This is a genomic window from Flavobacterium salmonis (assembly GCF_903819435.1).
Lineage (GTDB): Bacteria > Bacteroidota > Bacteroidia > Flavobacteriales > Flavobacteriaceae > Flavobacterium > Flavobacterium chungangense.
Genome location: NZ_CAIJDP010000084.1, coordinates 111986 through 138401, shown reverse-complemented (window position 1 = coordinate 138401; position 26416 = coordinate 111986). Strand labels below are relative to the sequence as shown.

Genomic DNA, 26416 nt, shown 5'->3' with positions numbered 1-26416 from the left:
TTCTAATATTAATCTTTCTGTTTGATTTTCATCAATTTCAAATTTTTTAACCGTTTCAAAACCAGTGTAATTATTCAATCTTGTTACAAAGGTTAAATTATTCTCGTTGAACTCTTCAAATGTTGCCCTTGCTTGAAGCCCCCTATCAAAAACCAAAATATTGTCTGCACTTAGCGGACATTCTTTTACCAACTCTTTTAATGCAAAATCTTCCGAAACGAATGACTGTTCTGTGAAGATTTTTGAATGGATTGGTATGTTGGAAAAAGCTATGCTGAATTTTACAAATTTCTTGTCTCCTTGTTTATTAATTTGCATACCTTCTTTTAATAATTTAGAAGAAATACTAACCAGCGTGGAATCAAAAGAAATAATATTATGCTTTTTCTTCAAATATTTAACTTGATATTTTTTTAGGCAACTATTGAATATTGCTTCAAAATAATCAGGATTTATATTTACTAATCGATCCCTAATTGAATTATATTTTACGCCTTGATAGCTAGTATTTGCAATACTTTTGAATGCCAACGAATGATAAAACTCTTCCATTACTATCAAACTATTGTGTTTGATATTCAGCATAGAAAAAAGTAACAATTGAAACATCGTTTGTCCATGAAGTTTCTTTACTTGATAATCTACGTTGTAAGCAAGTGATAGTTTCTCTAATTCTCCTTTCGGAATATAACCTAAAACTTCTTCTAATTTCATAAGTCTGTTTTAGACTCAAATATAATAACTTTGAGGTTTCGAACACTTATGGTTCAAGTCCCGCTCTGATTACTGAAAACTCCAATTGGCTATGGCTGATTGGAGTTTTTTTTTATTTTATGAAATGGAGTATTTTAGGTTTCAGACAATTGGAATTGGAATTTAAAATTTGTAATTTCTTCTGAGAACAGTACTTTTGTTTGCCATGAATCGCGTTAGGGATGGCAGAGATATTCTTTTGTGATTTACTGAACCTCTTTCTAAACCCGAAACCCAATCGCAAAAGATAAAGCGTACAGCCCGGCCCGCAGGGAAACACCATAAAAATATTAAAATATCTTATTTAAACAGAAGTTGAATGTTTACTTTTGTTCAATAATTGAACCTTTTAATTTCTAAATTTTAAATTAATGAAAAAATATCTAATCGTTTTTATCACTTTTTTTATTATCTCCTCATCGTACTCGCAAGGACTTCTTAATAAATCTGAAAAAGTATTTACACATCAGGATACTTTGCGTGGCAGTATTACTAAAGAAAGAAGTTGGTGGGATTTAAAATATTACCATTTAGATGTAAAAGTTAACCCATTTAATAAGACTATTATAGGTTCAAATACAGTTCGATATACAGTATTAAACAAGTATGACAAAATGCAAATTGATTTGCAAGAACCTATGCAAATTTATAAAGTAATACAAGGGGAAAAAGAATTGAAGTTTAAAAGAGATGGAAATGCTTTTTTTATTCAGTTAACTGAAGATCAGAGAGTAGGAGATACAAAAGAAATTATTATTTCATTTGGAGGAAAACCTAAAGAAGCTGTTAATCCTCCATGGGATGGAGGAATTACCTGGAAAAAAGATAAAAATGGAAAAGATTTTATAGCTTCATCATGTCAGGGATTAGGAGCCAGTGTTTGGTGGCCATGTAAAGATCACATGTATGATGAAGTAGAAAATATGTTAATTAGTGTAAATGTTCCGGGAGATTTAACAGACGTTTCAAATGGAAGATTGCAAAGCGTCAAAAAACAAAAAGATGGCACAAAAACATTTAATTGGTATGTTTCTAATCCTATAAATAATTACGGTGTAAATATTAACATTGGTGATTATGTTAATTTTTCGGAAAAATATGAAGGAGAGAAAGGGAATTTAGATTGTGACTATTATGTTTTAAGAGATAATTTAGCATTAGCAAAAGAACAATTTAAAGATGCTCCAAAAATGTTGAAAGCTTTTGAAAGCTGCTTCGGGCCTTATCCGTTTTATGAAGATAGTTACAAACTGGTGGAGGCTCCTTATTTAGGAATGGAACATCAAAGTAGTGTAACCTATGGGAATCAATACAAAAAAGGATATTTAGGACGTGATTTGAGCGGAACTGGCTGGGGATTAAAATTCGACTTTATTATTATACATGAATCTGGGCATGAATGGTTTGCAAATAATATCACCTATAAAGACATTGCTGATATGTGGATTCATGAGAGCTTTACTAATTATTCGGAAAGCCTTTTTGTGGAATATTATTACGGTAAAGAGGCTGGAGCTGAATATGTGATAGGTTGTAGAAAAAATATTAAAAATGATATTCCAATTATAGGGCATTATGATGTAAATAACGAAGGATCAGGTGATATGTATCCGAAAGGAGCAAATATGCTGCACATGATTCGTGAAGTAATTAATGATGATGCGAAATGGAAATCTATTTTAAGAGGACTAAACACTACATTTTATCATCAGACGGTTACATCTAAACAGATTGAAGATTATATTAACAGCCAGTCTGGAATTAATTTTAACAGAGTATTTGCACAATATCTAACGACGACTAAAATTCCGGTTTTAGAATATATTTTTAAAGACGGATCTTTTGGTTATCATTGGTCTAATTGTGTGGCTAAATTCGATATGCCGATAAAGGTGAAACTGAATGGAGTGGAGACTTGGTTAAAACCAACAACAGAATGGAAGTCTGAGAAAATTATTGGTGATAATAAAACGATTGAAGTAAGTAAAGATTTTTATGTAACGAGTTCTAATATTACAGAATAGATTTTCAATAGAAAAAAAGATATTACCAAAAAAAGAATCCCGATAAATTTTAATTAATCGGGATTCTTTAATATATATTATTGAATGTTTAGATAGCTGTTACAATAGCAAGAAAATCATCAGCTTTTAGAGCAGCCCCCCCAATTAATCCACCATCTACGTCTGGTTTAGAGAAGATCTCCTTTGCATTTTCAGGTTTTACTGAACCACCGTATAAGATAGAAACTTCATCAGCTATATCATTTCCAAAAGCTTTACGAATGGTTTCTCTGATAAATTCGTGCATTTCCTGTGCCTGCTCAGGAGAAGCTGTTTCACCTGTACCAATAGCCCAAACTGGTTCATACGCCAAAACTACATTTGACCATGATTCTTTTGAAATGTGAAATAATCCATCACGTAATTGATTTTCAACGATATTAAAATGATTGTCAGATTGACGGTCTTTTAATTCTTCTCCAAAACAAAAAATAACAGTCATTTCATGCTTTAAGGCTGTATCAACTTTATTAGCAATTAAAGCATCAGTTTCGTTAAAAATAGCTCTGCGCTCTGAGTGACCTAATATTACGGTATCAACTCCAATACTTTTTAGCATATCAGCAGAAATTTCTCCCGTAAAAGCTCCGCCTTCAGCTTGGTGAACATTTTGCGCTGAAACTCCAATAGGAGTATTTTTCAATTTATTAACGGCAGCAGCTAAATTTACAAATGTTGGTGCTACGATAACCTGAGCATTTGTTTTTGCTGGTATTTTTGTAATTAATTCGTTTAATAATTCTTCAGTTTGATTAGCATTTTTATGCATTTTCCAGTTTCCTGCAATAATTTGTTTTCTCATTTTGGATAGTATTAATTTTTTGTTTTTTATAGATTTTTTTTATATTATTTTAGACTTTTTAATGTTTCGTTAATTTTATCAAAATCGGTTTCAATGGCACGATAGAGTACAATTTTTCCAGTTTTGTCAATAATGATATATCTTGGAATCCAGTCTAAATCAATTGCTTTTCCAAAAACACCTTTCATTCCGTCATTCATCATGTAATGATCACCTTTTAATTCGTGTTTTTCAATTCCTATTTTCCATTTATCAGCTGTTTTATCTGCAGAAATAAATAAATAGGATACGCCAGTATTGTTGGCTTGAAGTTCTTTTACTTTAGGCATTGCTTTTACACAATCACCGCACCAAGAGGCCCAAACTTCAATTACTAGAGTCTTTCCTTTATATCTTTTTAAAATATCCTTGAATACAACCTGACTTTCGTCAACAGATAGTAATTTTTGAGATAAAGCTTCTTCAGAAAAACTTTGTTTCTCTGTTTTTTGCGCATTTGTACATGAAAAAGTAGCAAAAGCAATAAGTAATATAACTAATTGTTTCATTTTTATATGTTTTAAACAAAGTTAAACAAACAATTTGAAACAGAAATACAGATTATAAAAATTCAGGAAACGTTCAGAAATGCATTGAAAAAGAGAAAAATTGTTTATTAAAGGAAAAGTGAAATCGTAATAGTTATCCCTTAAATTTTAATTTTTTGATAATTCTATAAATCATTCTAATGACAAATGGTTGTTTATTTGGTTTTTCATCCAATAATTTATAAAAAAAACATCAAAAATCCTGCTTAAAATGTTTCTTTAGGTATCCAAAATTTTATAATATTGATTATGAAATTTAATTCTTCCGGATTTTTTCAAAAATAACTATATTTGCTTGTAATTTAAACTTAGAATATGATGAGGATAATTACACTTTTCTGCTTCCTGATAACCCAATTAAATTTTTCTCAATCAGCTGAAAATTATTTGCAAAAAATAAGAAACAATGAAGCCGCGCTAACTGCTTTTTTTCAGCAAATGCCAAAAGGAGGCGATTTACATCATCATTTTTCCGGATCTATTTATGCAGAACCTCTTTTGGAAAGGGTTATTGCAGAAGATTTTTATCTTAATTTAGAAACGATGGAAGTTTCGAAAGTGGAACCATTAAAAGGTAATTGGGAAAGATTGTCATATCTTAAAAATAAAGGTAAACTGTCTTTTTATAAACAAAAAATTTTGCAAACCTGGTCTGCTAAGGACTTTAATGGTATGTCAGTTCCTTCTGATGATTTGTTTTTTGATTCTTTTCAAAAGTTTTCTCCTGCAATCGAAGGTCATTTTGCAGAAGGCTTGACAGAACTAAAGAACCGTGCACTTTCTGAAAATGTAAGTTATATTGAAACACAATTGTCTACAATTCCATGTGATATGAAAGTTGATGATCTGAATGATTTCAATTTAAAACTTCGTAAGGCTTCGGTTCAAAAAGATGAAAAGGCTGTTTTAAAACTTCTGGATGATTTGTATAAAAATATCCAACAAAGAAATGCTAAAAAATATGCGGAAGATTTTAATAATAATTTTACAGCAAAGCTTCACAAAGATTTAAAAATTGATGATGATAGATTTACGATGCGTTATCAAAATTTTGTATTGCGTTTTATGGAACCTGTTGATTTGTTTAAAAATCTTATGATTGCTTTTATTTCTGGAAATGAAAGTAAACTGGTTGCTGGCGTAAACATTGTTTCTCCTGAAGATGGAGAAACTTCCATGAAAGATTATTGGTTGCATATGATGATGTTTAAATATTGCCATTCTCAATTTCCTAACGTAAAATTCACGCTTCACGCAGGTGAATTGACATTAGGATTGGTTCAGCCAGAAGATTTAACCTGGCATATTAATTCGGCGATTTATATAGCCGGAGCCAATAGAATTGGTCACGGAGTTGATATTGCTTATGAAGCAAATTCGTATGATTTATTGCGTTATATGTCAAAAAATAATATTCCTATTGAAATTAATTTGGCCAGTAACGAATTTATTTTAAAAGTAAAAGAGGGGAGACATCCTTTTTCACTTTATAAAGAGTTTAATGTGCCGATTGTAATTAGTACGGATGATGCAGGAATCTTAAGAACTAATATGACAGAACAATATGTTTTATTGGCAAAAAGATATCCGGATGTTTCATACGAAACGATAAAACAATATGTCTACAACAGTATTAATTACAGTTTTATTCAGGATGTATCTGTTAAAAAAGAATTACTGAAAGATTTAGATGTTCGATTTAAAATCTTCGAAAATCAATTTTCTAAAAAGTAACAAATGAAATGGATCACGCGTGAACGCCCTAAAATAGACCGATTAGCCTGTCCGTGGCTTATTCAGAAATTTGTCGATTCTGAGGCAGAATTTTTTTATGTTCCTTTTGATAATGTTATTGAAGAAGCAAAAAACTAAATGCAATTCCGTTTGATATTCCGGGAGTCGAATATACGCATTATGAGGATCAATGTACTTTTGATTATATAATTAAAAAACACAAAATTGATGACCCTGCTATTACTGTAATTTCAAAAATAGTTCGTGGAGCCGATACAGACAGGCATGATATTGCTAATGAGTCGGCTGGACTTTGGGCTATTTCAGCAGGATTGACACATAATATTACTGATGATTCTAAACTTTTAGAAATAGGAATGGTGATTTATGATGCTTTATATAGCTGGGCTTCTCATTTATATCATCAAAAACATTTACAGAATAGTCCTTTTGAAAATTTGCTTCATGAAGTGTATATCAAATTTTTAAAGGCAAACAAAACGGAGAAAAAGAAAATTCCGGGTTGGGTAAACGAATTAAAAGAAATGATTCAGGATCAGATTGATGCTCAATTTACATTTGACCTCAAAAAAATATCAACCGATTTAGAGTTAAATCCTTCTTATTTATCAAGAGAATTTTCTAAATATTTTGAAGATCTCAATTTTGGGGATTATATTAGGAAAATCAGAATTGAAAAGGCTATAAACCTTATTCAGAATTCAAATTATACGTTAACTGAAATCTCTTACTTAACAGGTTTTTCAGATCAAAGTCATTTTACCAGAATTTTTAAGCTTTATACTGGTGAAAATCCTTCTTCATTTAGAAAAAAACAGCAAAAAAGTAATTCAGATACAAAAAGTAGATAGTATCCTATTTGTTGCTTTTTAAGCTCCGTAGCTTTGTTTAAATTAATTAAACAAACAACAATGACACGGATTACAAAAAATATTCTTCTTTTTTTATTATTTTTTAGAACAGCTTATTCTCAAACTACTTATCCAAAAATAAATGGTTATATAGGGATTATGCACCCAATTGTTACTTTCAGTGAAGATGAAACAACAACGAACTTTGATGGTCATTATGTTGTAGCTTTTCCAGTAGGAATCAATTTATGGAAAACTTCTAAAATAGGATTTTCCTTCGAAATTGTTCCAACAATCAAAGATGAAGACGGAGTAAGTAAATCAAATAATTTAACCTTTCATCCGGGAGTTCTGGTACCTCTCGGAAGCGGATTTTCTTTTGCAGGCAGAGTCGCTTTTGAAACTTCCGGCAGATATGGTTTTACTCCTGTTTTCAATAAAACACTCATCAAAAGTGAAAATTGCAGTTATTATGCTGCTTTGCCTTTGCCTGTCCGATTTGCAAATGATAAACCGGCAACACTTACTGTTGGATTTCAATTAGGAGTTTTATTTTAAAAGAATTGACATGACAGAAAAACCAACTTATAATTTTTATTATTTTTTAAAATTAGGAACAACCGGATTTTCAGGCGCATGTGTCTCTTCGTTAGCGACATTTCTGCCATGTTATTTATTTACAGTTATTCCGGCTCCTTACTTTCATAAGATTGCAAAAAATGATTCTATAAAAAATTTTGCTACAGGTATTACAGCAGCGGTCATTGGTGCATTAGTTGGAGCTGTGATTATAATTGCTTCAAAAAGTATTATTGATGTATGGACAGCATTAATTGCTATTCTGACCATTTTAGGTTTACTATTTATAAAAAAAATATCTTAGCCGGTTATCATTTTGATAGCAGCTTTTTTAGGCATACTAATAAAATTAATACTATAGAAACTACGAATCATTTTTATCTTTGCTGTTCATAAATCAATTTAATATGAACATCAAACTTATCGCCATTGGCAAAACCGATAATAAATCATTGCAAACTTTAATCGATGATTACACAAAAAGACTTTCATTTTATATCAAATTTGATTTAGAAATCATTCCCGATATTAAGAATGTAAAGAACTTATCTGAAAGCCAGCAAAAAGAAAAAGAAGGTGAATTGATTTTATCTAAATTAACGCTCACTGATCAATTAATTTTATTGGATGAAAATGGCAAAAATTTTTCAAGCGTTGGTTTTTCTGAAGAATTACAAAAAAAGATGAATTCAGGAATTAAAACTTTAGTTTTTGTAATTGGCGGACCTTATGGTTTTTCAGAAATGGTTTATAGTAAAGCACAAGGAAAAATTTCGCTTTCATTGATGACTTTTTCACATCAGATGGTACGTTTATTTTTTATAGAGCAATTATACAGAGGTTTTACAATTTTAAGAAATGAACCTTATCATCATCAATAAAAATAAATCATTGATTATTTATTAATGAAGATTCATGATGTTTATAAGAAAAAATAAATAAATTAGCCGTCAAAACCATAACCATGACGAACTTACCAAAAGGGAGTAAAAAATTATTGAATGCCTGGGCCTTTTATGATTGGGCAAATTCAGTTTACACGCTTACAATAGCATCCGCTGTATTTCCTATTTTTTATGAAGCCTTATTTTCTGATCGCAGCCATTATATAGAAGTATTTGGATTAGAATTAAAAAATTCGGCTCTGATTAGCTTTGTAACCGCATTTGCTTTTGTATTTGTAGCTGTTTTTTCGCCATTATTGTCTGGTATTGCAGATTATGTCGGGAATAAAAAATCATTCATGAAATTTTTCTGCTATGTTGGCGCTTTATCCTGTATGGGATTATACTGGTTTGATCTTGAAAATATTTACATCGGATTATTATTTTATTTTCTGGGACTTATTGGGTATTGGGGGAGTTTAGTTTTCTATAATTCTTATTTGCCGGATATTGCGTTTCCTGAACAGCAGGATAAAATTAGTGCCAAAGGGTATTCTTTAGGGTATATTGGAAGTGTAATTTTGTTGATTATTAATTTGATAATGATTATGGGTGCGTCTGACGATGAAGCAAAAATGAAAGCAATGCGATATTCCTTCGTAATGGTTGGAGTTTGGTGGATTTTATTCAGCCAGTACAGCTATTATTTTTTACCGAAAGGAAGTAAAGAAACCAATCAAAAGTTATCGAAAGATGTTGTGTTTAATGGTTTCAAAGAATTAAAGAAGGTTTGGGCGATATTACAGAATAATATTCCTTTAAAAAGATACTTAGGCGGATTTTTCGTTTCAAGTATGGCGGTTCAGACTGTAATGTTGGTAGCGACTTATTTTGGAGCACAGGAAATTCAGTGGGCATCTAAAGAAGAAAGTACCATCGGTTTGATTATTTGTATTTTAATTATACAATTGGTTGCTGTAATCGGAGCTATTTTAACTTCTAGAGCTTCAGAGAAATTTGGTAACATCCCAACTTTAATTGTTATCAATACTATTTGGGCAGTTTTTTGTGCACTTGCTTTTTTTATTACCTTGCCAATACATTTTTATGTTATGGCTACAGTAGCAGGATTTGTAATGGGAGGAATTCAGGCTTTGTCACGCTCAACGTATTCAAAATTATTGCCCGAAACAGAAGATACAGCATCATTTTTTAGCTTTTATGATGTAGCTGAAAAAATTGGAATCGTAATAGGGATGTGTCTTTACGGAATTATCGATCAAATTACAGGAAGTCCTCGTTTAGCAATTGTGTTTTTAGCAATCTTTTTTGTGGTTGCTATTTTCCTTTTAAGAAGAGTGCATAAAAAATAATTAGTAAAATAATATTTCAGTCTAAGCGCAATTATCATGCATTTGATTCTTGCGTTTTTATTTTAAATTAAACAATAAATCTTTAATGACGAGCGAGTATTTCCTTGATAAAGAATATAATAATGTCATTTACGATACCGATGGTGCTAATTTTAAAGAATTTGAATGTTGTGTTTTTAATAATTGCAATTTTTCAGCCTGTACTTTTTTAGCCGTTACATTTATTGACTGCGTTTTTAATGACTGTATTTTTTCTGAGGCTAAAATCAATTATGTGGCTTTCAGAACGGCAGCTTTTAATCGGTGTGAAATCAAAGATGTGAATTTTGCCATGTGTGACAAGCTCATTTTTGAAATTCATTTCAATGATTGTATTCTGGATTTCTCAAAATTTTATACTTTAAAAATAAAGGGAACAACTTTTACAAATTGTAGTTTGGTAGCTGTGGATTTTATGGCTACAGATCTTACAAGTGTGCTTTTTGATAATTGTGATTTATATCGGTCGGAGTTTGATAAAGCAACTGCAAACAAAGCCGATTTCAAAACGAGTTACAATTACACCATTGATCCATCCAAAACGAAACTTAAAAAAGCTATTTTTGCTTTGAATGAAGTAAAAGGATTGTTATTTAAACATGACGTAATTGTGAGCTGATTATAACTTTTTCTCCATTACATAATCTTCCATTAAGTAGCCATTCCCAATATCAATATTGACTTCATCAATGACCTCAAAGCCTATTTTTTTATAAAAACTTAATGCTGAATTGAATCGGTTTACGTTTAAGGATAAACTGGTTGAATGATTTTCTAAAGCCATTTTTTCAATCCATTCAATTACTTTTTTGCCAATACCTTTTCCTTGTGTTTCCGGTAAAAGATAGATTTTATGAATTCGGGTTACTGATTCATTTTTGTAATGATGTTCAATTCCAATAAAACCTAGAGTTGTTTCATCTTCTGAAATTAAATAAAATAATTGCTCTTTTTTCTCAATCTGACTGGTTAATGCTTCATCAGAATAAATTAAATCGAGCATGTAATCTAATTGTTCTTCCGTTAAAATTTGACCATACGTAATTGGCCAGGTTAGATGTGCAATCTTTTGAATTTTAGTAATATCCTCAATTGAGGCTTCAGTGATTTTAATCATATTTATTTAGTGAAAATTTGATTCTCCTGTTCACTTACTCTTATAAATGTTGTTCTTTTAGTCAATTCTTTTAGTCTTGAAGCTCCAACATAAGTACAGGTACTACGTAAACCGCCTAAAATATCCAAAACCGTGTTGATTACGTTGCCTTTAAAAGGAATCTGAACCGTTTTTCCTTCACTGGCCCTATATTCAGCAACTCCACCGGAATGTTTGTCCATTGCAGTTGCAGAACTCATTCCGTAAAACTGTTTGAATTTTTCGCCTTTTATTTCGATCAGTTCACCGCCACTTTCTGTATGCCCGGCGAGCATTCCTCCAAGCATTACAAAATCTGAACCCGCACCAAAAGCTTTTGCCACATCACCGGGAGTTGTACAGCCTCCATCACTGATGATATGTCCGCCTAAGCCATGAGCTGCATCAGCGCATTCAATAATAGCTGAAAGCTGCGGATAGCCCACACCGGTTTTTACACGTGTCGTACAAACGGAACCAGGTCCAATTCCGACCTTAACAATATCAGCTCCTGCTAATAATAATTCTTCTGTCATTTCGCCGGTTACTACATTTCCTGCAATAATAATCTTGTCTGGATATTGTTCGCGGTTTTTTTTTAAAAACTGAACAAAATGTTCTGAATATCCATTGGCAACATCAATACAAATAAATTTCAGAGAGGGATTCGCTTTAATAATTTTAGCAATTTTAGCAGCATCTTCTTTCCCTGTTCCTGTGCTAATGGCAATATAATTATAAAAATCTGAGGAAACGGTTTGTAAAAAATCATTCCACTCCTGAAGCGAATAATGTTTATGAATAGCGGTAAAAAGCCTTTCTTTTGCTAAAACAGCAGCCATTTCAAAAGTACCTACAGTATCCATATTCGCAGCCATAATTGGAATTCCTGTCCATGCTGTAGTACTATGCAAAAATTTGAAACCTCTTTCTAAAGATACTTCAGATCTGCTTTTTAAAGTCGATCTTTTGGGTCTGATCATTACATCTTTAAAGCCTAATTTAATATCGGTTTCTATTCTCATGATTTTCCAAATTTTTGTTACTTTCAAATATATTAATTTTGAAAATGAAAGGCTTTATAACAACATGAAAACTAATCCTTAGTTATCAACATCTCACAAAAATGAAAGTTTAAGAAATTTCAAGATATGTTTGTGTTTTGTTAAAAGTGTTTGTAAATAGTGCTTTTTTCTTTTTTTGATGAATGATTTTCTTTTTGTTTTTTAAGATAAAACAGAAAACTGTTTATAGTTAATTACTTATATTTGTTGACTTAAAAAATTACCAGAATAGTGAATCATATCAATAAGTTAAAAATATTCAATGACCCCATTTATGGCTTTATTTCTATTCCGAATGAGCTTATTTATGATTTAATCCAGCATCCTTATTTTCAGCGTTTGCGACGTATTTCACAAATGGGATTGTCGTATTTGGTTTATCCGGGAGCTAATCATACACGTTTTCATCACGCATTGGGCTGTATGCATTTGATGCAAAAAGCAATCGACACACTTCGTTTTAAAGATGTTGCTATTTCATCTGAAGAAGAAAATGCATTGTATATTGCTATTTTACTGCATGATATTGGCCACGGACCTTTTTCGCATGCAATGGAGAAAAGCATTGTAGAAGATGTTCATCACGAAGCCATTTCTCTTTTGTTTATGAATCAGTTGAATAATGAGTTTGACGGAAAATTAAGCCTGGCAATTCAGGTTTTTAAGGGTGAATATCATCGAAAGTTTATGCTTCAGCTGATTTCCAGTCAATTAGATATGGATCGAATGGATTATTTAAAACGTGACAGTTTTTACACAGGCGTTGCAGAAGGGAATGTCAATTCTGAACGTCTGATTCAGATGATGAATGTCGTTGAAGATATTTTGGTTATTGAAGAAAAAGGAATTTATTCAGTAGAAAAATTTTTGTTGTCAAGAAGATTGATGTATTGGCAGGCGTATTTGCATAAAACCAGCCTTGTAGCTGAATTGATTTTGATGAAAGTTTTAAAAAGAGCTAAAGAATTAACTTTAAAAGGTTTGTCTTTACCCTGTAGTGAGCCTCTTCGTTATTTTATGCAAAACAAAATTACCCTCGAATATTTTGATGCAGAAAAATTAGATTTATTTTCACAATTGGATGATTTTGATATTATCAGTGCTCTGAAAGCCTGGCAAAAACAGGATGATTTTATTCTTTCCACTCTAAGTAAAATGATTATTAACAGGGATTTATTGAAAATTAAATTAAGTGCAGAAAAAATTCCGATGGAAGAATCGCAATCCTTAAAAGAAGAATTTGCAGAACAACACCATATATCAGCTCTTGATGCAGGTTACTTTATTTTTAGGGGCAAAATTAAAAATCAGGCCTACAGTAAAGAAGCAGAACCTATAAGAATACTTAAAAAAGATAAAACAATTGAAGATGTTGTTGAAGCTTCTGACCAGTTGAATTTGAAATCATTATCTAAATTGGTTACAAAATATTACATATGTTTTCCAAAACAACTTATCTAAAATTAACATTTAAAACCTATTTTTTATATTTTTGTCGGACATAAAAACAAATTAGTATATTTTTTTTGAATATAAGCAGAACGTTAATATAGAGTTCCATCTTATTCGTATAAAAAATAGAATCAAATAAGATGAAATTTACAGCAGAACAAATAGCGGGGATTTTAGAAGGCGAAGTAGTTGGGAATCCTAATGCCGAGGTTTTTCGACTGTCTAAAATTGAAGAAGGAGAGGAAGGATCACTTACTTTTCTGGCAAATCCTAAATATATCAATCACATTTACACTACAAAAGCATCTGTAACGATTGTCAATGATTCTTTTATGCCTGAATCTGAAATTACAACTACTTTAATTAAAGTAGAAGATGCATATGTATCCTTTTCTAAACTTTTAGAGTTTTATAATCAGGTAAAATTAAATAAAAGCGGAATCGAGCCGCAAGCTTTTATAACTGAAGGAACCAAATATGGTGAAAACCTTTATTTGGGAAGTTTTAGTTATGTGGGTCAAAATGTGAGTTTAGGTAATAATGTAAAAATATATCCAAACAGTTTTATTGGTGATAATGTTGTTATTGGTGATAATGTGTGCATTTTTGCAGGGGCTAAAATTTATTCTGAAACTGTAATTGGTAATAACTGTACCATTCATTCAGGAACTATTATTGGTGCAGACGGTTTTGGTTTTGCTCCAAATGAAGATGGGGAATATAGTAAAGTACCGCAAATTGGTAATGTTATTATTGAGGACAATGTAGATATTGGAGCGAATACTACAATAGACAGAGCTACACTTGGATCTACAATTATTAGAAAGGGCGTAAAGTTAGACAATCAAATTCAGATTGCCCATAATGTTGAGATTGGTAAAAATACAGTAATTGCAGCTCAAACAGGAGTTGCAGGCTCTACAAAAATTGGAGAAAACTGTATGATTGGCGGACAGGTTGGTATTGCAGGGCATTTAGTAATTGGAAATAATGTTCGGGTTCAGGCTCAATCCGGAATAGGAAGAAACATTAAAGATGACGAAGTTTTGCAGGGAAGTCCAACATTTGGTTATAGCGATTTTAGTAAATCCTATGTTCATTTCAAGAACTTGCCTAAAATTGTTGCGGAATTAGAAGAATTAAAGAAACAAATAATAAACCCAAAAAATGGAAATAATGGTTAAACAGAAAACCATCAAGAATGAAATTTCACTAACAGGAGTTGGATTACATACAGGAAAAGAAGTTGCAATGACTTTTAAACCTGCTCCTATAAATAATGGTTTCACTTTTGTTAGAATTGACTTGCAAGGCCAACCGGTAATTGAGGCTGACGCCAATTATGTAGTTAACACACAAAGAGGTACCAATCTAGAAAAATTAGGTGTAAAAATTCAAACTCCTGAACATGTTTTAGCAGCATTAGTTGGTTGTGATCTGGATAACGTTATTATAGAATTAAATGCTTCAGAACTTCCTATTATGGATGGTTCTTCAAAATATTTTGTTGAGGCTATTGAAAAAGCCGGGATCGAAGAACAGGATGCAAAGCGTAATGTTTATGTAGTAAAAGAGGTAATCTCATTTACAGATGAAACTACAGGAAGCGAGATTTTGGTTATGCCAAGCGATGATTATCAGGTTACGACAATGGTAGATTTTGGTACTAAAGTTTTAGGTACTCAAAATGCTACTTTGAAAAGCATTGCAGATTTTAAAGATGAAATTTCAAATTCAAGAACCTTTAGTTTTTTGCATGAATTAGAGTCTTTATTAGAAAATGGATTAATAAAAGGTGGCGATCTTAATAATGCTATTGTTTATGTAGATAAAGAGATTTCCGATGCTACAATGGAAAACTTAAAAAGAGCTTTTGGTAAAGATGAAATTTCTGTAAAACCAAATGGTGTTCTTGATAATTTAACTTTGCATTATCCAAATGAAGCGGCAAGACATAAACTTTTAGATGTTATTGGTGATTTATCTTTAATTGGAGTTAGAATTCAGGGAAAAATTATTGCTAATAAACCTGGACATTATGTGAATACACAATTTGCCAAAAAATTAGCAAAAATTATAAAAATTGAGCAAAGAAACCATATCCCTGTTTACGATTTAAACCAGGAGCCATTGATGGATATCCATAAAATTATGGCTGTTTTGCCTCACAGACCTCCATTTTTGTTAATTGACAGAATTATTGAAATGTCATCAAGCCATGTTGTGGGATTGAAAAATGTTACCATGAATGAAAATTTCTTCGTTGGGCATTTTCCTGATGCTCCGGTTATGCCGGGTGTATTAATTGTTGAGGCAATGGCACAAACAGGTGGAATTTTAGTTCTAAGTACAGTTCCGGATCCTGAAAACTATTTGACTTATTTCATGAAAATAGATAATGTTAAATTCAAACATAAAGTTTTACCAGGTGATACTTTAATATTTAAGTGTGATTTGATTTCTCCTATCAGAAGAGGGATTTGTCACATGCAGGCCAACGCATATGCTAATGGAAAATTAGTTGCTGAAGCAGAATTAATGGCGCAAATTGCAAGAAAACAATAATTAATCAAAATTATTGTTTACGTTTGTTGCCCAAATTAGACTATTTTAAATTAAAATATAAAAAATACAGATGAATCAACCATTAGCATATGTTCATCCTGGCGCTAAAATCGCTAAAAATGTTGTAATTGAGCCTTTTACAACAATTCATAATAACGTTGTTATTGGTGATGGTACCTGGATAGGTTCAAATGTAACCATTATGGAAGGTGCCCGAATTGGAAAAAATTGTAATATTTTTCCAGGTGCAGTAATTTCAGCAGTTCCTCAGGATTTAAAATTTGGAGGAGAAGATTCTTTGGCTATCATTGGTGATAATTGCACGATAAGAGAATGTGTAACTATCAATAGAGGAACAATAGCTTCAGGTCAGACAGTTATAGGTAATAATTGTTTAATAATGGCAACTGCACATATTGCTCATGATTGTCATGTAGGTAATAATGCTATTATTGTTAACGGAGTTCTTTTAGGAGGCCACGTTACTATTGGTAATTATGCAATTATTGGAGGATTATCAGCAGTTCATCAATTTATCAGTGTGGGAGATCATGCTATGATTTCTGGAGGATCATTATTAAGAAAAGACGTTCCACCATATACTAAAGCTGCGAAAGAACCATTATCATATGTGGGAATAAATTCAGTAGGACTTAGAAGAAGAGGTTTTAGCACTGAAAAAATAAGAGAAATACAGGATATTTACAGAATTCTTTACCAGAAAAATTACAATACAACACAAGCTTTGAGTATTATTGAAGGTGAAATGGAAGCTACTCCGGAGAGAGATGAAATTTTAGATTTTATTCGAAATTCATCAAGAGGGGTAATGAAAGGATATTCAGGAAATTATTAAAATAGAGTTTAATTGTTTATTTGTTTAATCGTTCAAATCGAAAAAACAGTTAAACGATTCAACGATTCAACCAAAGTAAATAAAATAAAAAACAAATGGCGTCTACATCAGATATTAGAAACGGATTATGTATCAAATATAATCACGATATTTATAAAATTATCGAATTTCTTCACGTAAAACCAGGAAAAGGCCCCGCTTTCGTGAGAACAAAATTAAAAAGCTTAACAACAGGAAAAGTATTGGACAATACCTTTTCTGCAGGACACAAAATCGAAGACGTACGTGTAGAAACACATACGTATCAGTTTTTATATGCTGAAGGGGAAGAGTTTCATTTCATGAATGCTGAAACTTTCGAGCAAATTTCTTTGAATAAAAGTATTTTAGATGCTCCAGGGTTATTAAAAGAAGGAACAAACGTAATGGTTCAGGTTAATACAGAAACAGATTTGCCTTTGTCAGTTGATATGCCAGCTTCAATTGTTTTAGAAGTAACTTATGCTGAACCTGGAGTGAAAGGAAATACAGCTACAAATGCTACAAAATCAGCTACTGTAGAAACAGGAGCAACTGTAAACGTACCGTTATTCATCAATGAAGGTGATAAAATTAAAATTGATACCGCTTCAGGTTCTTATATGGAGCGTGTAAAAGAGTAACTTTTTAATTGAGATAATTTGACAATGAGTCAATTAGATAATTTGTGAATTGTTATAATTTTGTATATTCACATTCTAATTGACTCATTTTCTAATTGGCACATTTTCTAATTATAAAATATGAAATTTCCAAAAGTTCACTCTTTAGAAGAAATTGCGAATTTGCTTAATTGCGAATTTATTGGTGACAAAGACTTTGATGTTTTAGGCATGAACGAAATTCATGTAGTTGAACCAGGTGATATTGTTTTTGTTGACCATCCCAAATATTATGACAAAGCTTTACAGTCAGCTGCTACTATTGTTTTAATTAATAAGAAAGTAGATTGTCCTGAAGGTAAAGCGCTTTTAATTTCTGATGATCCTTTCAGAGATTTCAATACTTTAACCAAACATTTTAAGCCTTTTCAATATGCGAATGTTGCTATTGCTCCATCTGCAAAAATAGGAGAAGGAACTGTTATTCAGCCAAATTCTTTTGTTGGAAATCACGTTACTATTGGTAAAAATTGCCTGATACATTCTAATGTTTCTATTTACGATCATACTGTAATTGGTGATGATGTAATTATTCATTCCGGAACTATTTTAGGGGCAGATGCTTTTTATTATAAAAAACGTCCTGATGGTTTTGATCAGTTAATTTCCGGAGGAAGAGTAGTTATTGAAAACAATGTTGGTATTGGTGCTCTGTGTACAATTGACAAAGGTGTAACAGGTGATACGAAAATTGGTGAAGGAACCAAAATCGATAATCAGGTACACGTTGGGCATGATTCTGTAATAGGAAAAAAATGTTTAATTGCTTCTCAAACAGGTATTGCCGGATGTGTTATTATTGAAGATGAAGTAACTATTTGGGGACAAGTTGGGACAACAAGTGGTATCACAATAGGAACGAAGGCAGTTATTATGGGACAGACAGGAGTCACTAAATCGGTTGAAGGAGGAAAATCTTATTTTGGAACTCCAATCGAAGAATCAAGAGAAAAGTTGAAACAATTAGCTAATATCAAAAAGATTCCTGAAATTTTAAGTAAATTAAAATAACTATGTCTATTAAAGAATTTGTTCAAAAATTTTATAAATCGGATGCCCTGATTGATAGTGAAATTTTTAAGACCTATCTGCATCCCGATGTAACTATAGAGTGGAATAGCAGTAAAGGATTAATCCACATGGATTACGATTCGATAATAAACATGGCAAATGAATTAAATCGCGCTTATGTGCGTTCAAAAGTTAGAATTAGTCATATAATAGCTGAAGATGATTTGGTTTCAGTACGTTATTCTCACTTTGTAAAAACGATTGAAAATCCTCGTGAAGAAATGTTGTTGGCACATTTTTTTACGATTTGGCAGATAAAAGACGGTAAATTGTATAGGGGTTATCAAATGAGTCAATTTTCGTGATATTTTTTGCCGATAAAAAAGGTGAAAATAAGTTACAAAACCTTACTTTTGCATCACAATTTTAAAAACTACATAAAATATATATCATGAGTGTTTTAGTTAATAAAGATTCCAAAATAATTGTTCAGGGATTTACAGGAAGCGAAGGAACTTTCCATGCTTCTCAAATGATTGAGTACGGTACTAATGTTGTGGGTGGTGTTACTCCTGGAAAAGGAGGGACCAGTCATTTGGACCGTCCGGTTTTTAACACAGTAAAAGATGCTGTGGATCAGGCCGGAGCTGATACTTCTATCATTTTTGTACCGCCGGCTTTTGCTGCTGATGCAATTATGGAAGCTGCTGATGCCGGAATTAAAGTAATTATTGCAATTACAGAAGGAATTCCTGTAGCAGATATGATTAAGGCTAATAATTATGTTAAAGAAAGAAATTCAAGATTAATTGGTCCAAATTGTCCTGGTATCATTACTCCGGGTGAAGCTAAAGTTGGTATTATGCCAGGTTTCGTTTTCAAAAAAGGAACTGTTGGTATCGTTTCTAAATCTGGAACTTTAACTTATGAAGCTGCTGATCAGGTTGTAAAACAAGGTTTAGGAATTACTACTGCTATTGGTATCGGTGGAGATCCAATCATTGGAACTACTACAAAAGAAGCTGTAGAATTATTGATGAACGATCCTGAAACTGAAATCATCATCATGATTGGTGAAATTGGTGGTCAGTTAGAAGCAGATGCTGCTAAATGGGTTAAAGCAGATGGTAACCGTAAACCAGTTGTTGGTTTTATCGCCGGAGAAACTGCTCCTGCAGGTAGAACAATGGGGCACGCAGGTGCTATTGTTGGTGGTTCTGATGATACCGCTGCCGCTAAAAAACAAATCATGAGAGACAACGGAATCCACGTTGTTGATTCACCAGCTGAAATTGGTAAAAAAGTAAAAGAAGTATTAGGATAATCTCCAATATTTAAAATAATAAATTCCAAAAAAGTCTCAATATTTTGTTGAGACTTTTTTATATTTTTAAAATGGCTGGAATATAATTAAAAACTTGGCTACTGAAATTCTCAAATAGCAGTAGCTTAAAAATAAGAAAAATGAGTAAAGAATTAAAAAAGTTTAAAGTAAGCAATAGTTTTACTTTTGCGATAGAAGACAGTTTAGAGCAAGTTTGTAATGCTCCCGAAGGAAGTGCAGGGATTTTTGTTGTGTATGCTGTTGAAGCTGAAGCAAAAGAATTAATCATGGTAGCTTCTACCGGAACTGTTCAAAATGATGGGACATTGAAAAGCAAAAATGGCGGGTTATATGATAAAATTGTAAACGGACATCAATTTGCCAAAACCGGAAGAAAATACTCTTGGCCGGCACAAATGAAACTGGAAAGTATTTCAGCTCTTGAAGTTGTTTGGTATGAAACTTTTAATGCAGATGTTAAAGCTATTCCAACTGCAGTTGAAGGACAAGTTTTGCAAAATTTCTTAGATGATAATGGTAAATTACCAAGATGGAATGTAGCTTTCTAAAAGCTTTTTTAAATAAACTTTTCATAATAAGCCTTACTAACTTTAGTAAGGCTTTTTTTGTGCTTTTTTGTACTTGTTTCTTTGTTTTGTAAATAAAACATTTCTTTTTTGTAAAAAAATTGTTTTTAAACTTTGGGCTTCATATATTTATAAAACAAAAACACAAAATAATGTTAAATTATATTTTTGTTTTTGTAAAAAATAACTCACAATATTGTGTTTTAATTATTATTTATTAGTTTAAAATATTTTTTACATAATTTATTGAAGCAAAAAAAATGATAAATTTTAAAAGCACGTTGGGTGGTTGTTTCTAATATAAATACTGAATATTTATGAAAACCCAAATCTTAACAATAAAAACCTACGATGACCATAAACTTTGGAGTAAACTGAAGGCAGGTGATGAAAAATCATTTTCGTTACTTTTTGAAAAGTACTATGCGGATTTAATTAATTATGGAAATTCATTTTCGCCCTTTGCAGAAAAAGTACAGGATTGTGTTCAGGATGTATTTGCTGATATTTGGTTGTATCGGGATTCATTGCAAGAACCTAATGTGGTAAAAGCTTATTTATTGTCAAGTGTGCGAAAGAGAATTGCAAGGTTGTATGAGCGTGATCATATTTTTAAAAAAATTATTACTACTGATTCAATTGAATTTCTTTTTGATTTTTCAGTAGAACATGATTTTATAGATGATGAAGCAACTGCAGAACGTGTATTGTATCTCAATAAACTTTTAAATGATTTGCCTTCCCGTCAAAAAGAAGCACTTTTTTTAAGATATAACCAAGGATTGTCAGTTGAACAAATTGCAGAAATGTTAGACGTAAATTATCAATCAGCAAATAATCTATTACACCGCGGTTTACTTAAGCTTCGTAAGGAATGGAAAGGAAGTTTTCCTCTTTTAGTATTACTATCTTCATGCATTTTTAATATTTAGTTAAAAAAAATAAAAAAAAATCATAAATCAGTGAGTATATAATAAGAAAACTGTCCTCTATGTTTTTGTAACCTTATTTCATAGATGCAAAAACGTAATTATTATATCGAAATTGAAGATTTTTTAGCCGATCAATCATTTCAATTGTGGGTTTTGTCTAAAATTGATGAGCAAGGCTGGGAAGAATGGACTTTAGAAAATCAGCAACGAGCAAAATTAGTAGAAGATTCCAGGCTTTTGTTGCTGGCTATGAAAGCACCTGTTAAAAAAATTTCTTCATCAGAACTTACTAATGCACTTCAATCGACCTGGGTTAAAATTGAAGAAAAAGAAAAAGACAATAAAACCACTAAACATTATCCAGTTAAATATTTAAGGCATTACTGGCTTGGAATTGCTGCTACTTTATTTTTTGGTTTTTTATCGATTTGGTTTTACCATGGTCAATTTGATGTAAGCCATACAGTGGTTACCTATAAAGAACTTATTGAAGATAATAGCGAAGGACTTGTTGAACAGACAAATAATTCAGGCAAACCGCAAATAATAACTTTGTCTGATGGCAGTTCGGTTTTATTACAGCCAAATAGTAAATTAAGTTACCCTAAAATTTTTACAGGAAACGAAAGGAAGGTTTATTTATCCGGGGAAGGTTTCTTTGAAATTAGTAAAAATCCCCAAAAACCTTTTCTTGTTTATGCCAACGAAATTATTACAAAAGTTGTTGGTACTAGTTTTCGGGTAAGGGCTTATTCAGACCAGCCAAATGTTGAAATTCTTGTTCGCACCGGTAAAGTAAAGGTAAGTTCAAATGGATTAATCGGAAACTCAAATAAAGAGATTGTTTTGTTGCCTAATGAAGCTTTACGTTTTTTGAGGGAAGATTTGATTTTTACCAAGATAACCAATATTACAGAAGATAAAACATTGGTTAGTAATGTTGGAAATATTGAACAATTAAGTTTTGAATTTACCGATATTCCTGTAGTACAGATTTTGAAGACGATAGAACAAGCCTATCTGGTTGAGATTGACTTTCCTAAAGATAAATTAAAAGATTGTCATTTAACTACTTCATTAAGTGATCAGCCATTATCAGAGAAGCTTAAAATTATTTGCAAAAGCATTGGAAATGATACCAGTTTTGAAATGAATGGAAATCAAATTACAATAACCTCACAAGGTTGTAATTAAATTTTTAATAACCAGATTTAATAGTAAGTATAAATAAAATTCAATTGTTGCCTATGTGAAAATATATAAAAAGTGCCGAAATGCTGTAACATATCCGACACTTAATAAAGTTAAATGACTCTCTGTAAAGAGTTATTTATTGCGTTTCTAAAATACCCTTGAACAGTATTAATCAAAACAAACCAAAATTATGAAAAAACCAGTTGTTAAACAACGATTACTCCATCGAATCATGAAAATAACGCTATTTCAGTTCGCCTTAGCACTTGTGTTTTCAAGTGTTACCATGGCAAACAGTGTGAATGGACAAAGAAAATTAGATACGAAAGTTACCATTGCAGTTGAAAATTTAAGTTTGGATAATACATTGTCTAAACTTGAAAAGTCTGCACACGTAAAATTTTCATACAATTCCAGATTACCACAGCTAAATCAAAAAGTTAGTCTTGAAGCTAATCAGGAAACTTTAGAAAGTATACTTAGCCGAATTTTAAAACCATTCAATATTACTTATGCAGAAATAAGTAATCAGATTATTTTACAAAAAAAAACAAAATTAGATGGTTTTAGTAGCGATGAGTCTCGTAATCCATTATTCGAAATTTTATCGGCTGGTCCTATTATCAGAGGTAAAGTAACAGATTTAAGTGGTAGTCCATTACCTGGAGCTACTGTACTTGCAAAAGGATCAAAGATATCGGTGCTGACTGATTTTGATGGAAATTTTTCTATTGAAATGCCAACGAACAGCAATAGGTTACTAATTTCTTATGTAGGTTTCGAAACTAAAGAAATTGGGATAGAAAATACTTCTCCAACAATTGCCTTAACAGAAGAAGGACAAAACTTAAAAGAAGTGGTCATTACTACAGGTTATGAAAAAACTTCTAAAAGAACTTTTACAGGAGCTATAAGTAAAATTTCGGGTTCTGAACTTAAAGTAGACGGTGTAGTGGATATCAGTAGAATGATTGAAGGTAAAGCAGCGGGGGTAACTGTTCAGAATATTACAGGTACTTTTGGAACAGCACCAAAAATTACAGTACGTGGATCATCATCTATTTTTGGAGATACTAAACCATTATGGGTTATTGACGGAGTTGTTCAGGAAGATATTATTAATGTTTCTGTAGCAGACTTGGCCTCTGGAAATTCCGAAACATTATTAAGTTCTTCGGTTGCGGGTTTAAATTCGAATGACATACAAAGTATCGAAATTTTGAAAGATGCATCGGCAACTTCTATATATGGGTCAAGATCATTAAACGGTGTTATTGTTGTGACTACAAAACAAGGACGAAGAGATTCGCCATTAAAGGTTACTTATTCAGTTGAAAATTCAGTAAGAACTGTGCCAAATTATAATCAATATGATATTTTGAATTCTCAGGAAACAATGAGTATTTTAAAAGAGGTTGAAGCAAAAGGATTCTTAGAAAGACCATTAACAACACAAGGACGTTATGGCGGAGTTTATAATATTCTTGAAAGAGCTGTTTCTACCTATATACCTGAAACAGATAGTTATTTAGTAAATAATGATCCGGCTAGTCGTAATGCTTTTTTAAAAAAATATGAATTAGCAAACACAGATTGGTTTAAAACGTTGTTCAGACCTTCAATTACCCAAAATCATTCATTAAGTTTTTCAGGAGGAGGAAAAAACAATACATTTTATGGATCATTAGCCTATTATACTGATCCGGGTTGGAGTATTGCGGATAATGTTAAACAACTTTCATCCAATTTAAAGGGAACTTTTTATGTTAATGACAGATTGAATGTTACACTAACAACACAAGCTTCTATTAGAGATCAGGGAGCTCCTGGAAGTTATGATAGTGAAAAGGATGAATACTTTGGAACAACTACCAGAGCTTTTGATATTAATCCGTTCAATTATGTGTTAAATACAAGCAGAACTTTAAGACCTTATGATGATAACGGCAATTTAGAATATTACAGAAACAATTGGGCACCAATAAATATCTTAAATGAATTAGAGAATAATTTCATGGAGATTAAGGTAAAAGATATACGTTTTCAAATGGATTTAGATTATAAAATAAATCCTTATTTGACCTATAATCTGACTGCAGCTGCCCGATATGCTAATACAAGCAGAGAACACAAAATTCTTGAAAATTCGAATATAGTAGGTGCTTATAATGCTGCCGAAACAACAGTTGTCAGAGATGAAAATATTTTTTTATATCAAGATCCTGATGATCTGACTGCACCAAAAGTTTCAGTTCTGCCAAATGGGGGAATGCTTAGAAAATTTACAAATGATTTAACATCTTATAATATTAGAAATAGTGTTAATTACAGACGTACTTTAAATGATACACATGAATTAGAAGGTTTATTTGGTACCGAATTAAGGTCTTTAGACAGAAACAGCGATAATTTCACTGCTTTTGGTGTGCAGTATGATAAAGGTCTTACCGGTTTTACAGACCCAAGACTATTAGAAAAAATCATTACGGAAGGGGGCTCTTATTTTGGTTTTAATGAAGAAAGAGAAAGAACAATGGGATTTTTTGGAAAAGTAGGATACACTTATGATCGTCGTTATACAGGATCTCTTACCGGGCGTTATGACGGATCAAACAGACAAGGTAATAGTGATTCTTCAAGATGGCTTCCTACTTATACTTTTAGTGGAAAATGGAATGTGAAGGAGGAAGATTTTATGCAAAACGTTTCTGTAATAAATAATCTTGCTTTAAGAGCATCTTATGGACTTACTGCTACAGCGGGGCCTGCTACAAATTCATTAGCTATTTATAAAAGTTTTATTACTGACCGTTTAAACTTAGATGACAGAGAATCTGGTATTGAAATAGATGAACTTCAGAATGGAGACTTGACTTGGGAAAAACAATTTGAAACCAATTTAGGTTTTGATCTTGGAATGTTTAATAACAGGATACAATTAACAACAGATATTTACAGCCGAAAAGCATTTGACCTGGTAGATTATGTAGTGACATCCGGAATAGGAGGACAAAAAATAAAACAAGGAAACAATGCCGATATGGAAACAAAAGGTCTTGAGATTAGTTTAACAACTACTAATATCAACGCTAAAGATTTTAAATGGTCAACTAATTTTAATTTCTCAGTTTACAACCAGGAAGTTACAAAGTTAGGAAATCAGCCTACTGCTTTTGATTTGATTGAAGGAACCGGAGGAAATGCATTAGGACGCCCAAGAAACTCACTTTTTTCGTATCATTTTACAGGTTTAAATAATCAGGGTTTACCAACATTTCAAATGAAAGAAGGAGAAACTGATAATATTGCAGGTGCTAATTTTCAGGACACCGAAAATGTTACGGACTATTTAAAATATGAAGGATCAATTGAGCCAAATAAATCTTTCGGTCTTTCAAACACTTTTACTTATAAAAACTGGTCATTATATGTTTTTGTAGTAGCATCTGCCGGAAATAAAGTCCGTTTAAACCCGATATTTGATAGTGAATATGATGACTTAACAGTATTTACAAAAGATTATACAAACCGTTGGATAAATCCTGGCGATGAAAATGTTACTAATATACCTGTAATAGCCGATAAAAGATTAATTGCTAATTATGATGAACAGTCAAGAGATCTTGAAATTGCTTATAATACCTATAATTTTTCGGATGCACGTATCGCAGACGGAGATTTTGTCAGATTAAAAAATGTATCCCTAAGTTGGGAATTTCCTAAAGATTTCAAGAAAAAATTAGGATTATCGACTTTTACGTTAAAAGGTTCTGCGGTTAACCCATTATTGATTTATTCAGATAAAAGACTAAATGGTCAGGATCCTGAATTTCGTAATACAGGAGGTGTGGCATTACCGGTTACAACACAATATACATTTACATTAAACATTTCATTATAATTTATAGT

The 26416-nt window shown here is 31.7% G+C and carries 26 protein-coding genes; 21 read left to right on the top strand and 5 right to left on the bottom strand.

Features of this window, described 5'->3' with window-relative positions; all coding sequences use genetic code 11:
• Positions 1-714 (bottom strand): hypothetical protein (locus FLACHUCJ7_RS20480; RefSeq protein WP_219634150.1); only part of this gene is annotated, 714 nt, incomplete at its 3' end.
• A gap of 410 nt (positions 715-1124) precedes the next feature.
• On the opposite strand from FLACHUCJ7_RS20480, the gene FLACHUCJ7_RS20475 reads away from it, so the two are divergent.
• Positions 1125-2777 carry a M1 family metallopeptidase gene (locus FLACHUCJ7_RS20475; protein WP_078229756.1) on the top strand — a complete coding sequence of 551 codons (1653 nt, stop codon included), beginning with the start codon at positions 1125-1127 and terminating at the stop codon, positions 2775-2777.
• 88 nt (positions 2778-2865) lie between these two features.
• On the opposite strand, the gene tpiA is transcribed toward FLACHUCJ7_RS20475, so the two are convergent.
• Positions 2866-3618 carry a triose-phosphate isomerase gene (tpiA, locus tag FLACHUCJ7_RS20470; protein WP_078229757.1) on the bottom strand — a complete coding sequence of 251 codons (753 nt, stop codon included), beginning with the start codon at positions 3616-3618 and terminating at the stop codon, positions 2866-2868.
• 44 nt (positions 3619-3662) lie between these two features.
• Complete coding sequence (locus FLACHUCJ7_RS20465; RefSeq protein WP_078229758.1) at positions 3663-4166, bottom strand: TlpA family protein disulfide reductase; 504 nt, start codon at positions 4164-4166, stop codon at positions 3663-3665.
• Positions 4167-4520: 354 nt separating this feature from the next.
• Between FLACHUCJ7_RS20465 and FLACHUCJ7_RS20460 the strand changes: the two genes are divergently transcribed.
• The 8 genes from FLACHUCJ7_RS20460 (at position 4521) to FLACHUCJ7_RS20430 (ending at position 10305) form a co-directional block, all read left to right on the top strand.
• Positions 4521-5939, top strand: coding sequence for an amidohydrolase family protein (locus FLACHUCJ7_RS20460; protein ID WP_180910251.1), 1419 nt, complete (start codon positions 4521-4523; stop codon positions 5937-5939).
• A gap of 3 nt (positions 5940-5942) precedes the next feature.
• Positions 5943-6077, top strand: coding sequence for a chromate resistance protein ChrB domain-containing protein (locus FLACHUCJ7_RS25575; protein ID WP_262891037.1), 135 nt, complete (start codon positions 5943-5945; stop codon positions 6075-6077).
• Positions 6078-6082: 5 nt separating this feature from the next.
• Positions 6083-6811 carry a chromate resistance protein ChrB domain-containing protein gene (locus FLACHUCJ7_RS25570; RefSeq protein WP_317170937.1) on the top strand — a complete coding sequence of 243 codons (729 nt, stop codon included), beginning with the start codon at positions 6083-6085 and terminating at the stop codon, positions 6809-6811.
• A gap of 60 nt (positions 6812-6871) precedes the next feature.
• Complete coding sequence (locus FLACHUCJ7_RS20450) at positions 6872-7369, top strand: hypothetical protein (protein ID WP_180910250.1); 498 nt, start codon at positions 6872-6874, stop codon at positions 7367-7369.
• 10 nt (positions 7370-7379) lie between these two features.
• The gene (locus tag FLACHUCJ7_RS20445; protein WP_180910249.1) at positions 7380-7694 is read left to right on the top strand and encodes a chromate transporter; all 315 of its coding nucleotides are present in this window, start codon (positions 7380-7382) and stop codon (positions 7692-7694) included.
• Between the two features lie 103 nt (positions 7695-7797).
• On the top strand, positions 7798-8271 hold the full coding sequence (gene rlmH, locus FLACHUCJ7_RS20440) for a 23S rRNA (pseudouridine(1915)-N(3))-methyltransferase RlmH (RefSeq protein WP_180910248.1): 474 nt from the start codon (positions 7798-7800) through the stop codon (positions 8269-8271).
• 83 nt (positions 8272-8354) lie between these two features.
• Positions 8355-9647 carry an MFS transporter gene (locus FLACHUCJ7_RS20435; RefSeq protein WP_180910247.1) on the top strand — a complete coding sequence of 431 codons (1293 nt, stop codon included), beginning with the start codon at positions 8355-8357 and terminating at the stop codon, positions 9645-9647.
• A gap of 85 nt (positions 9648-9732) precedes the next feature.
• Positions 9733-10305: a pentapeptide repeat-containing protein gene (locus FLACHUCJ7_RS20430; protein ID WP_180910246.1), complete on the top strand. Its 573-nt coding sequence runs from the start codon at positions 9733-9735 to the stop codon at positions 10303-10305.
• Here FLACHUCJ7_RS20430 and FLACHUCJ7_RS20425 read toward each other — a convergent pair whose 3' ends face one another.
• Both FLACHUCJ7_RS20425 and FLACHUCJ7_RS20420 read right to left on the bottom strand, forming a co-directional pair.
• Positions 10306-10803, bottom strand: a complete 498-nt coding sequence (locus FLACHUCJ7_RS20425) for a GNAT family N-acetyltransferase (RefSeq protein ID WP_180910245.1) — start codon at positions 10801-10803, stop codon at positions 10306-10308. It lies immediately after the preceding gene.
• Positions 10804-10805: 2 nt separating this feature from the next.
• The gene (locus FLACHUCJ7_RS20420) at positions 10806-11846 is read right to left on the bottom strand and encodes a GMP reductase (protein WP_180910244.1); all 1041 of its coding nucleotides are present in this window, start codon (positions 11844-11846) and stop codon (positions 10806-10808) included.
• Between the two features lie 270 nt (positions 11847-12116).
• Between FLACHUCJ7_RS20420 and FLACHUCJ7_RS20415 the strand changes: the two genes are divergently transcribed.
• The 12 genes from FLACHUCJ7_RS20415 (at position 12117) to FLACHUCJ7_RS20360 (ending at position 26408) form a co-directional block, all read left to right on the top strand.
• Positions 12117-13346, top strand: a complete 1230-nt coding sequence (locus FLACHUCJ7_RS20415) for an HD domain-containing protein (protein ID WP_078229767.1) — start codon at positions 12117-12119, stop codon at positions 13344-13346.
• 131 nt (positions 13347-13477) lie between these two features.
• Positions 13478-14521 (top strand): UDP-3-O-(3-hydroxymyristoyl)glucosamine N-acyltransferase, encoded by a 1044-nt coding sequence (gene lpxD, locus FLACHUCJ7_RS20410; protein ID WP_031455315.1) that lies wholly within the window; start codon positions 13478-13480, stop codon positions 14519-14521.
• Entirely contained in the window at positions 14514-15902 is a 1389-nt protein-coding gene (locus tag FLACHUCJ7_RS20405) for a bifunctional UDP-3-O-[3-hydroxymyristoyl] N-acetylglucosamine deacetylase/3-hydroxyacyl-ACP dehydratase (protein ID WP_031455316.1), read from the top strand. The genes lpxD and FLACHUCJ7_RS20405 overlap by 8 nt, the downstream gene beginning before the upstream one ends.
• 70 nt (positions 15903-15972) lie before the next feature.
• The gene (gene lpxA, locus FLACHUCJ7_RS20400; RefSeq protein WP_031455317.1) at positions 15973-16758 is read left to right on the top strand and encodes an acyl-ACP--UDP-N-acetylglucosamine O-acyltransferase; all 786 of its coding nucleotides are present in this window, start codon (positions 15973-15975) and stop codon (positions 16756-16758) included.
• 95 nt (positions 16759-16853) lie between these two features.
• Positions 16854-17420, top strand: a complete 567-nt coding sequence (gene efp / locus FLACHUCJ7_RS20395) for an elongation factor P (protein WP_031455318.1) — start codon at positions 16854-16856, stop codon at positions 17418-17420.
• Positions 17421-17540: 120 nt separating this feature from the next.
• Entirely contained in the window at positions 17541-18470 is a 930-nt protein-coding gene (locus tag FLACHUCJ7_RS20390; protein ID WP_078229768.1) for a UDP-3-O-(3-hydroxymyristoyl)glucosamine N-acyltransferase, read from the top strand.
• Between the two features lie 2 nt (positions 18471-18472).
• A complete protein-coding gene (locus FLACHUCJ7_RS20385) occupies positions 18473-18835 on the top strand; it encodes a nuclear transport factor 2 family protein (protein ID WP_031455320.1) in 363 nt (120 codons plus the stop codon).
• An 86-nt stretch (positions 18836-18921) separates the two neighbouring features.
• Positions 18922-19794, top strand: a complete 873-nt coding sequence (gene sucD / locus FLACHUCJ7_RS20380; RefSeq protein ID WP_031455321.1) for a succinate--CoA ligase subunit alpha — start codon at positions 18922-18924, stop codon at positions 19792-19794.
• Between the two features lie 140 nt (positions 19795-19934).
• On the top strand, positions 19935-20363 hold the full coding sequence (locus FLACHUCJ7_RS20375) for a hypothetical protein (protein ID WP_078229769.1): 429 nt from the start codon (positions 19935-19937) through the stop codon (positions 20361-20363).
• Positions 20364-20698: 335 nt separating this feature from the next.
• On the top strand, positions 20699-21313 hold the full coding sequence (locus FLACHUCJ7_RS20370) for an RNA polymerase sigma factor (RefSeq protein WP_180910243.1): 615 nt from the start codon (positions 20699-20701) through the stop codon (positions 21311-21313).
• An 84-nt stretch (positions 21314-21397) separates the two neighbouring features.
• Entirely contained in the window at positions 21398-22507 is a 1110-nt protein-coding gene (locus FLACHUCJ7_RS20365) for a FecR family protein (RefSeq protein WP_078229771.1), read from the top strand.
• Between the two features lie 190 nt (positions 22508-22697).
• Positions 22698-26408 carry a SusC/RagA family TonB-linked outer membrane protein gene (locus FLACHUCJ7_RS20360; protein ID WP_180910242.1) on the top strand — a complete coding sequence of 1237 codons (3711 nt, stop codon included), beginning with the start codon at positions 22698-22700 and terminating at the stop codon, positions 26406-26408.
• The last annotated feature ends 8 nt before the right edge of the window (positions 26409-26416 follow it).

What these genes read in the sequence shown, in the direction of transcription:
- FLACHUCJ7_RS20475 (WP_078229756.1), top strand. Translation starts at nt 1,125, where the DNA reads ATGAAAAAATATCTAATCGTTTTTATCACTTTTTTTATTATCTCCTCA.
- tpiA (WP_078229757.1), bottom strand. Translation starts at nt 3,618, where the DNA reads ATGAGAAAACAAATTATTGCAGGAAACTGGAAAATGCATAAAAATGCT.
- FLACHUCJ7_RS20465 (WP_078229758.1), bottom strand. Translation starts at nt 4,166, where the DNA reads ATGAAACAATTAGTTATATTACTTATTGCTTTTGCTACTTTTTCATGT.
- FLACHUCJ7_RS20460 (WP_180910251.1), top strand. Translation starts at nt 4,521, where the DNA reads ATGATGAGGATAATTACACTTTTCTGCTTCCTGATAACCCAATTAAAT.
- FLACHUCJ7_RS25575 (WP_262891037.1), top strand. Translation starts at nt 5,943, where the DNA reads ATGAAATGGATCACGCGTGAACGCCCTAAAATAGACCGATTAGCCTGT.
- FLACHUCJ7_RS20450 (WP_180910250.1), top strand. Translation starts at nt 6,872, where the DNA reads ATGACACGGATTACAAAAAATATTCTTCTTTTTTTATTATTTTTTAGA.
- FLACHUCJ7_RS20445 (WP_180910249.1), top strand. Translation starts at nt 7,380, where the DNA reads ATGACAGAAAAACCAACTTATAATTTTTATTATTTTTTAAAATTAGGA.
- rlmH (WP_180910248.1), top strand. Translation starts at nt 7,798, where the DNA reads ATGAACATCAAACTTATCGCCATTGGCAAAACCGATAATAAATCATTG.
- FLACHUCJ7_RS20435 (WP_180910247.1), top strand. Translation starts at nt 8,355, where the DNA reads ATGACGAACTTACCAAAAGGGAGTAAAAAATTATTGAATGCCTGGGCC.
- FLACHUCJ7_RS20430 (WP_180910246.1), top strand. Translation starts at nt 9,733, where the DNA reads ATGACGAGCGAGTATTTCCTTGATAAAGAATATAATAATGTCATTTAC.
- FLACHUCJ7_RS20425 (WP_180910245.1), bottom strand. Translation starts at nt 10,803, where the DNA reads ATGATTAAAATCACTGAAGCCTCAATTGAGGATATTACTAAAATTCAA.
- FLACHUCJ7_RS20420 (WP_180910244.1), bottom strand. Translation starts at nt 11,846, where the DNA reads ATGAGAATAGAAACCGATATTAAATTAGGCTTTAAAGATGTAATGATC.
- lpxD (WP_031455315.1), top strand. Translation starts at nt 13,478, where the DNA reads ATGAAATTTACAGCAGAACAAATAGCGGGGATTTTAGAAGGCGAAGTA.
- FLACHUCJ7_RS20405 (WP_031455316.1), top strand. Translation starts at nt 14,514, where the DNA reads ATGGTTAAACAGAAAACCATCAAGAATGAAATTTCACTAACAGGAGTT.
- lpxA (WP_031455317.1), top strand. Translation starts at nt 15,973, where the DNA reads ATGAATCAACCATTAGCATATGTTCATCCTGGCGCTAAAATCGCTAAA.
- efp (WP_031455318.1), top strand. Translation starts at nt 16,854, where the DNA reads ATGGCGTCTACATCAGATATTAGAAACGGATTATGTATCAAATATAAT.
- FLACHUCJ7_RS20390 (WP_078229768.1), top strand. Translation starts at nt 17,541, where the DNA reads ATGAAATTTCCAAAAGTTCACTCTTTAGAAGAAATTGCGAATTTGCTT.
- FLACHUCJ7_RS20385 (WP_031455320.1), top strand. Translation starts at nt 18,473, where the DNA reads ATGTCTATTAAAGAATTTGTTCAAAAATTTTATAAATCGGATGCCCTG.
- sucD (WP_031455321.1), top strand. Translation starts at nt 18,922, where the DNA reads ATGAGTGTTTTAGTTAATAAAGATTCCAAAATAATTGTTCAGGGATTT.
- FLACHUCJ7_RS20375 (WP_078229769.1), top strand. Translation starts at nt 19,935, where the DNA reads ATGAGTAAAGAATTAAAAAAGTTTAAAGTAAGCAATAGTTTTACTTTT.
- FLACHUCJ7_RS20370 (WP_180910243.1), top strand. Translation starts at nt 20,699, where the DNA reads ATGAAAACCCAAATCTTAACAATAAAAACCTACGATGACCATAAACTT.
- FLACHUCJ7_RS20365 (WP_078229771.1), top strand. Translation starts at nt 21,398, where the DNA reads ATGCAAAAACGTAATTATTATATCGAAATTGAAGATTTTTTAGCCGAT.
- FLACHUCJ7_RS20360 (WP_180910242.1), top strand. Translation starts at nt 22,698, where the DNA reads ATGAAAAAACCAGTTGTTAAACAACGATTACTCCATCGAATCATGAAA.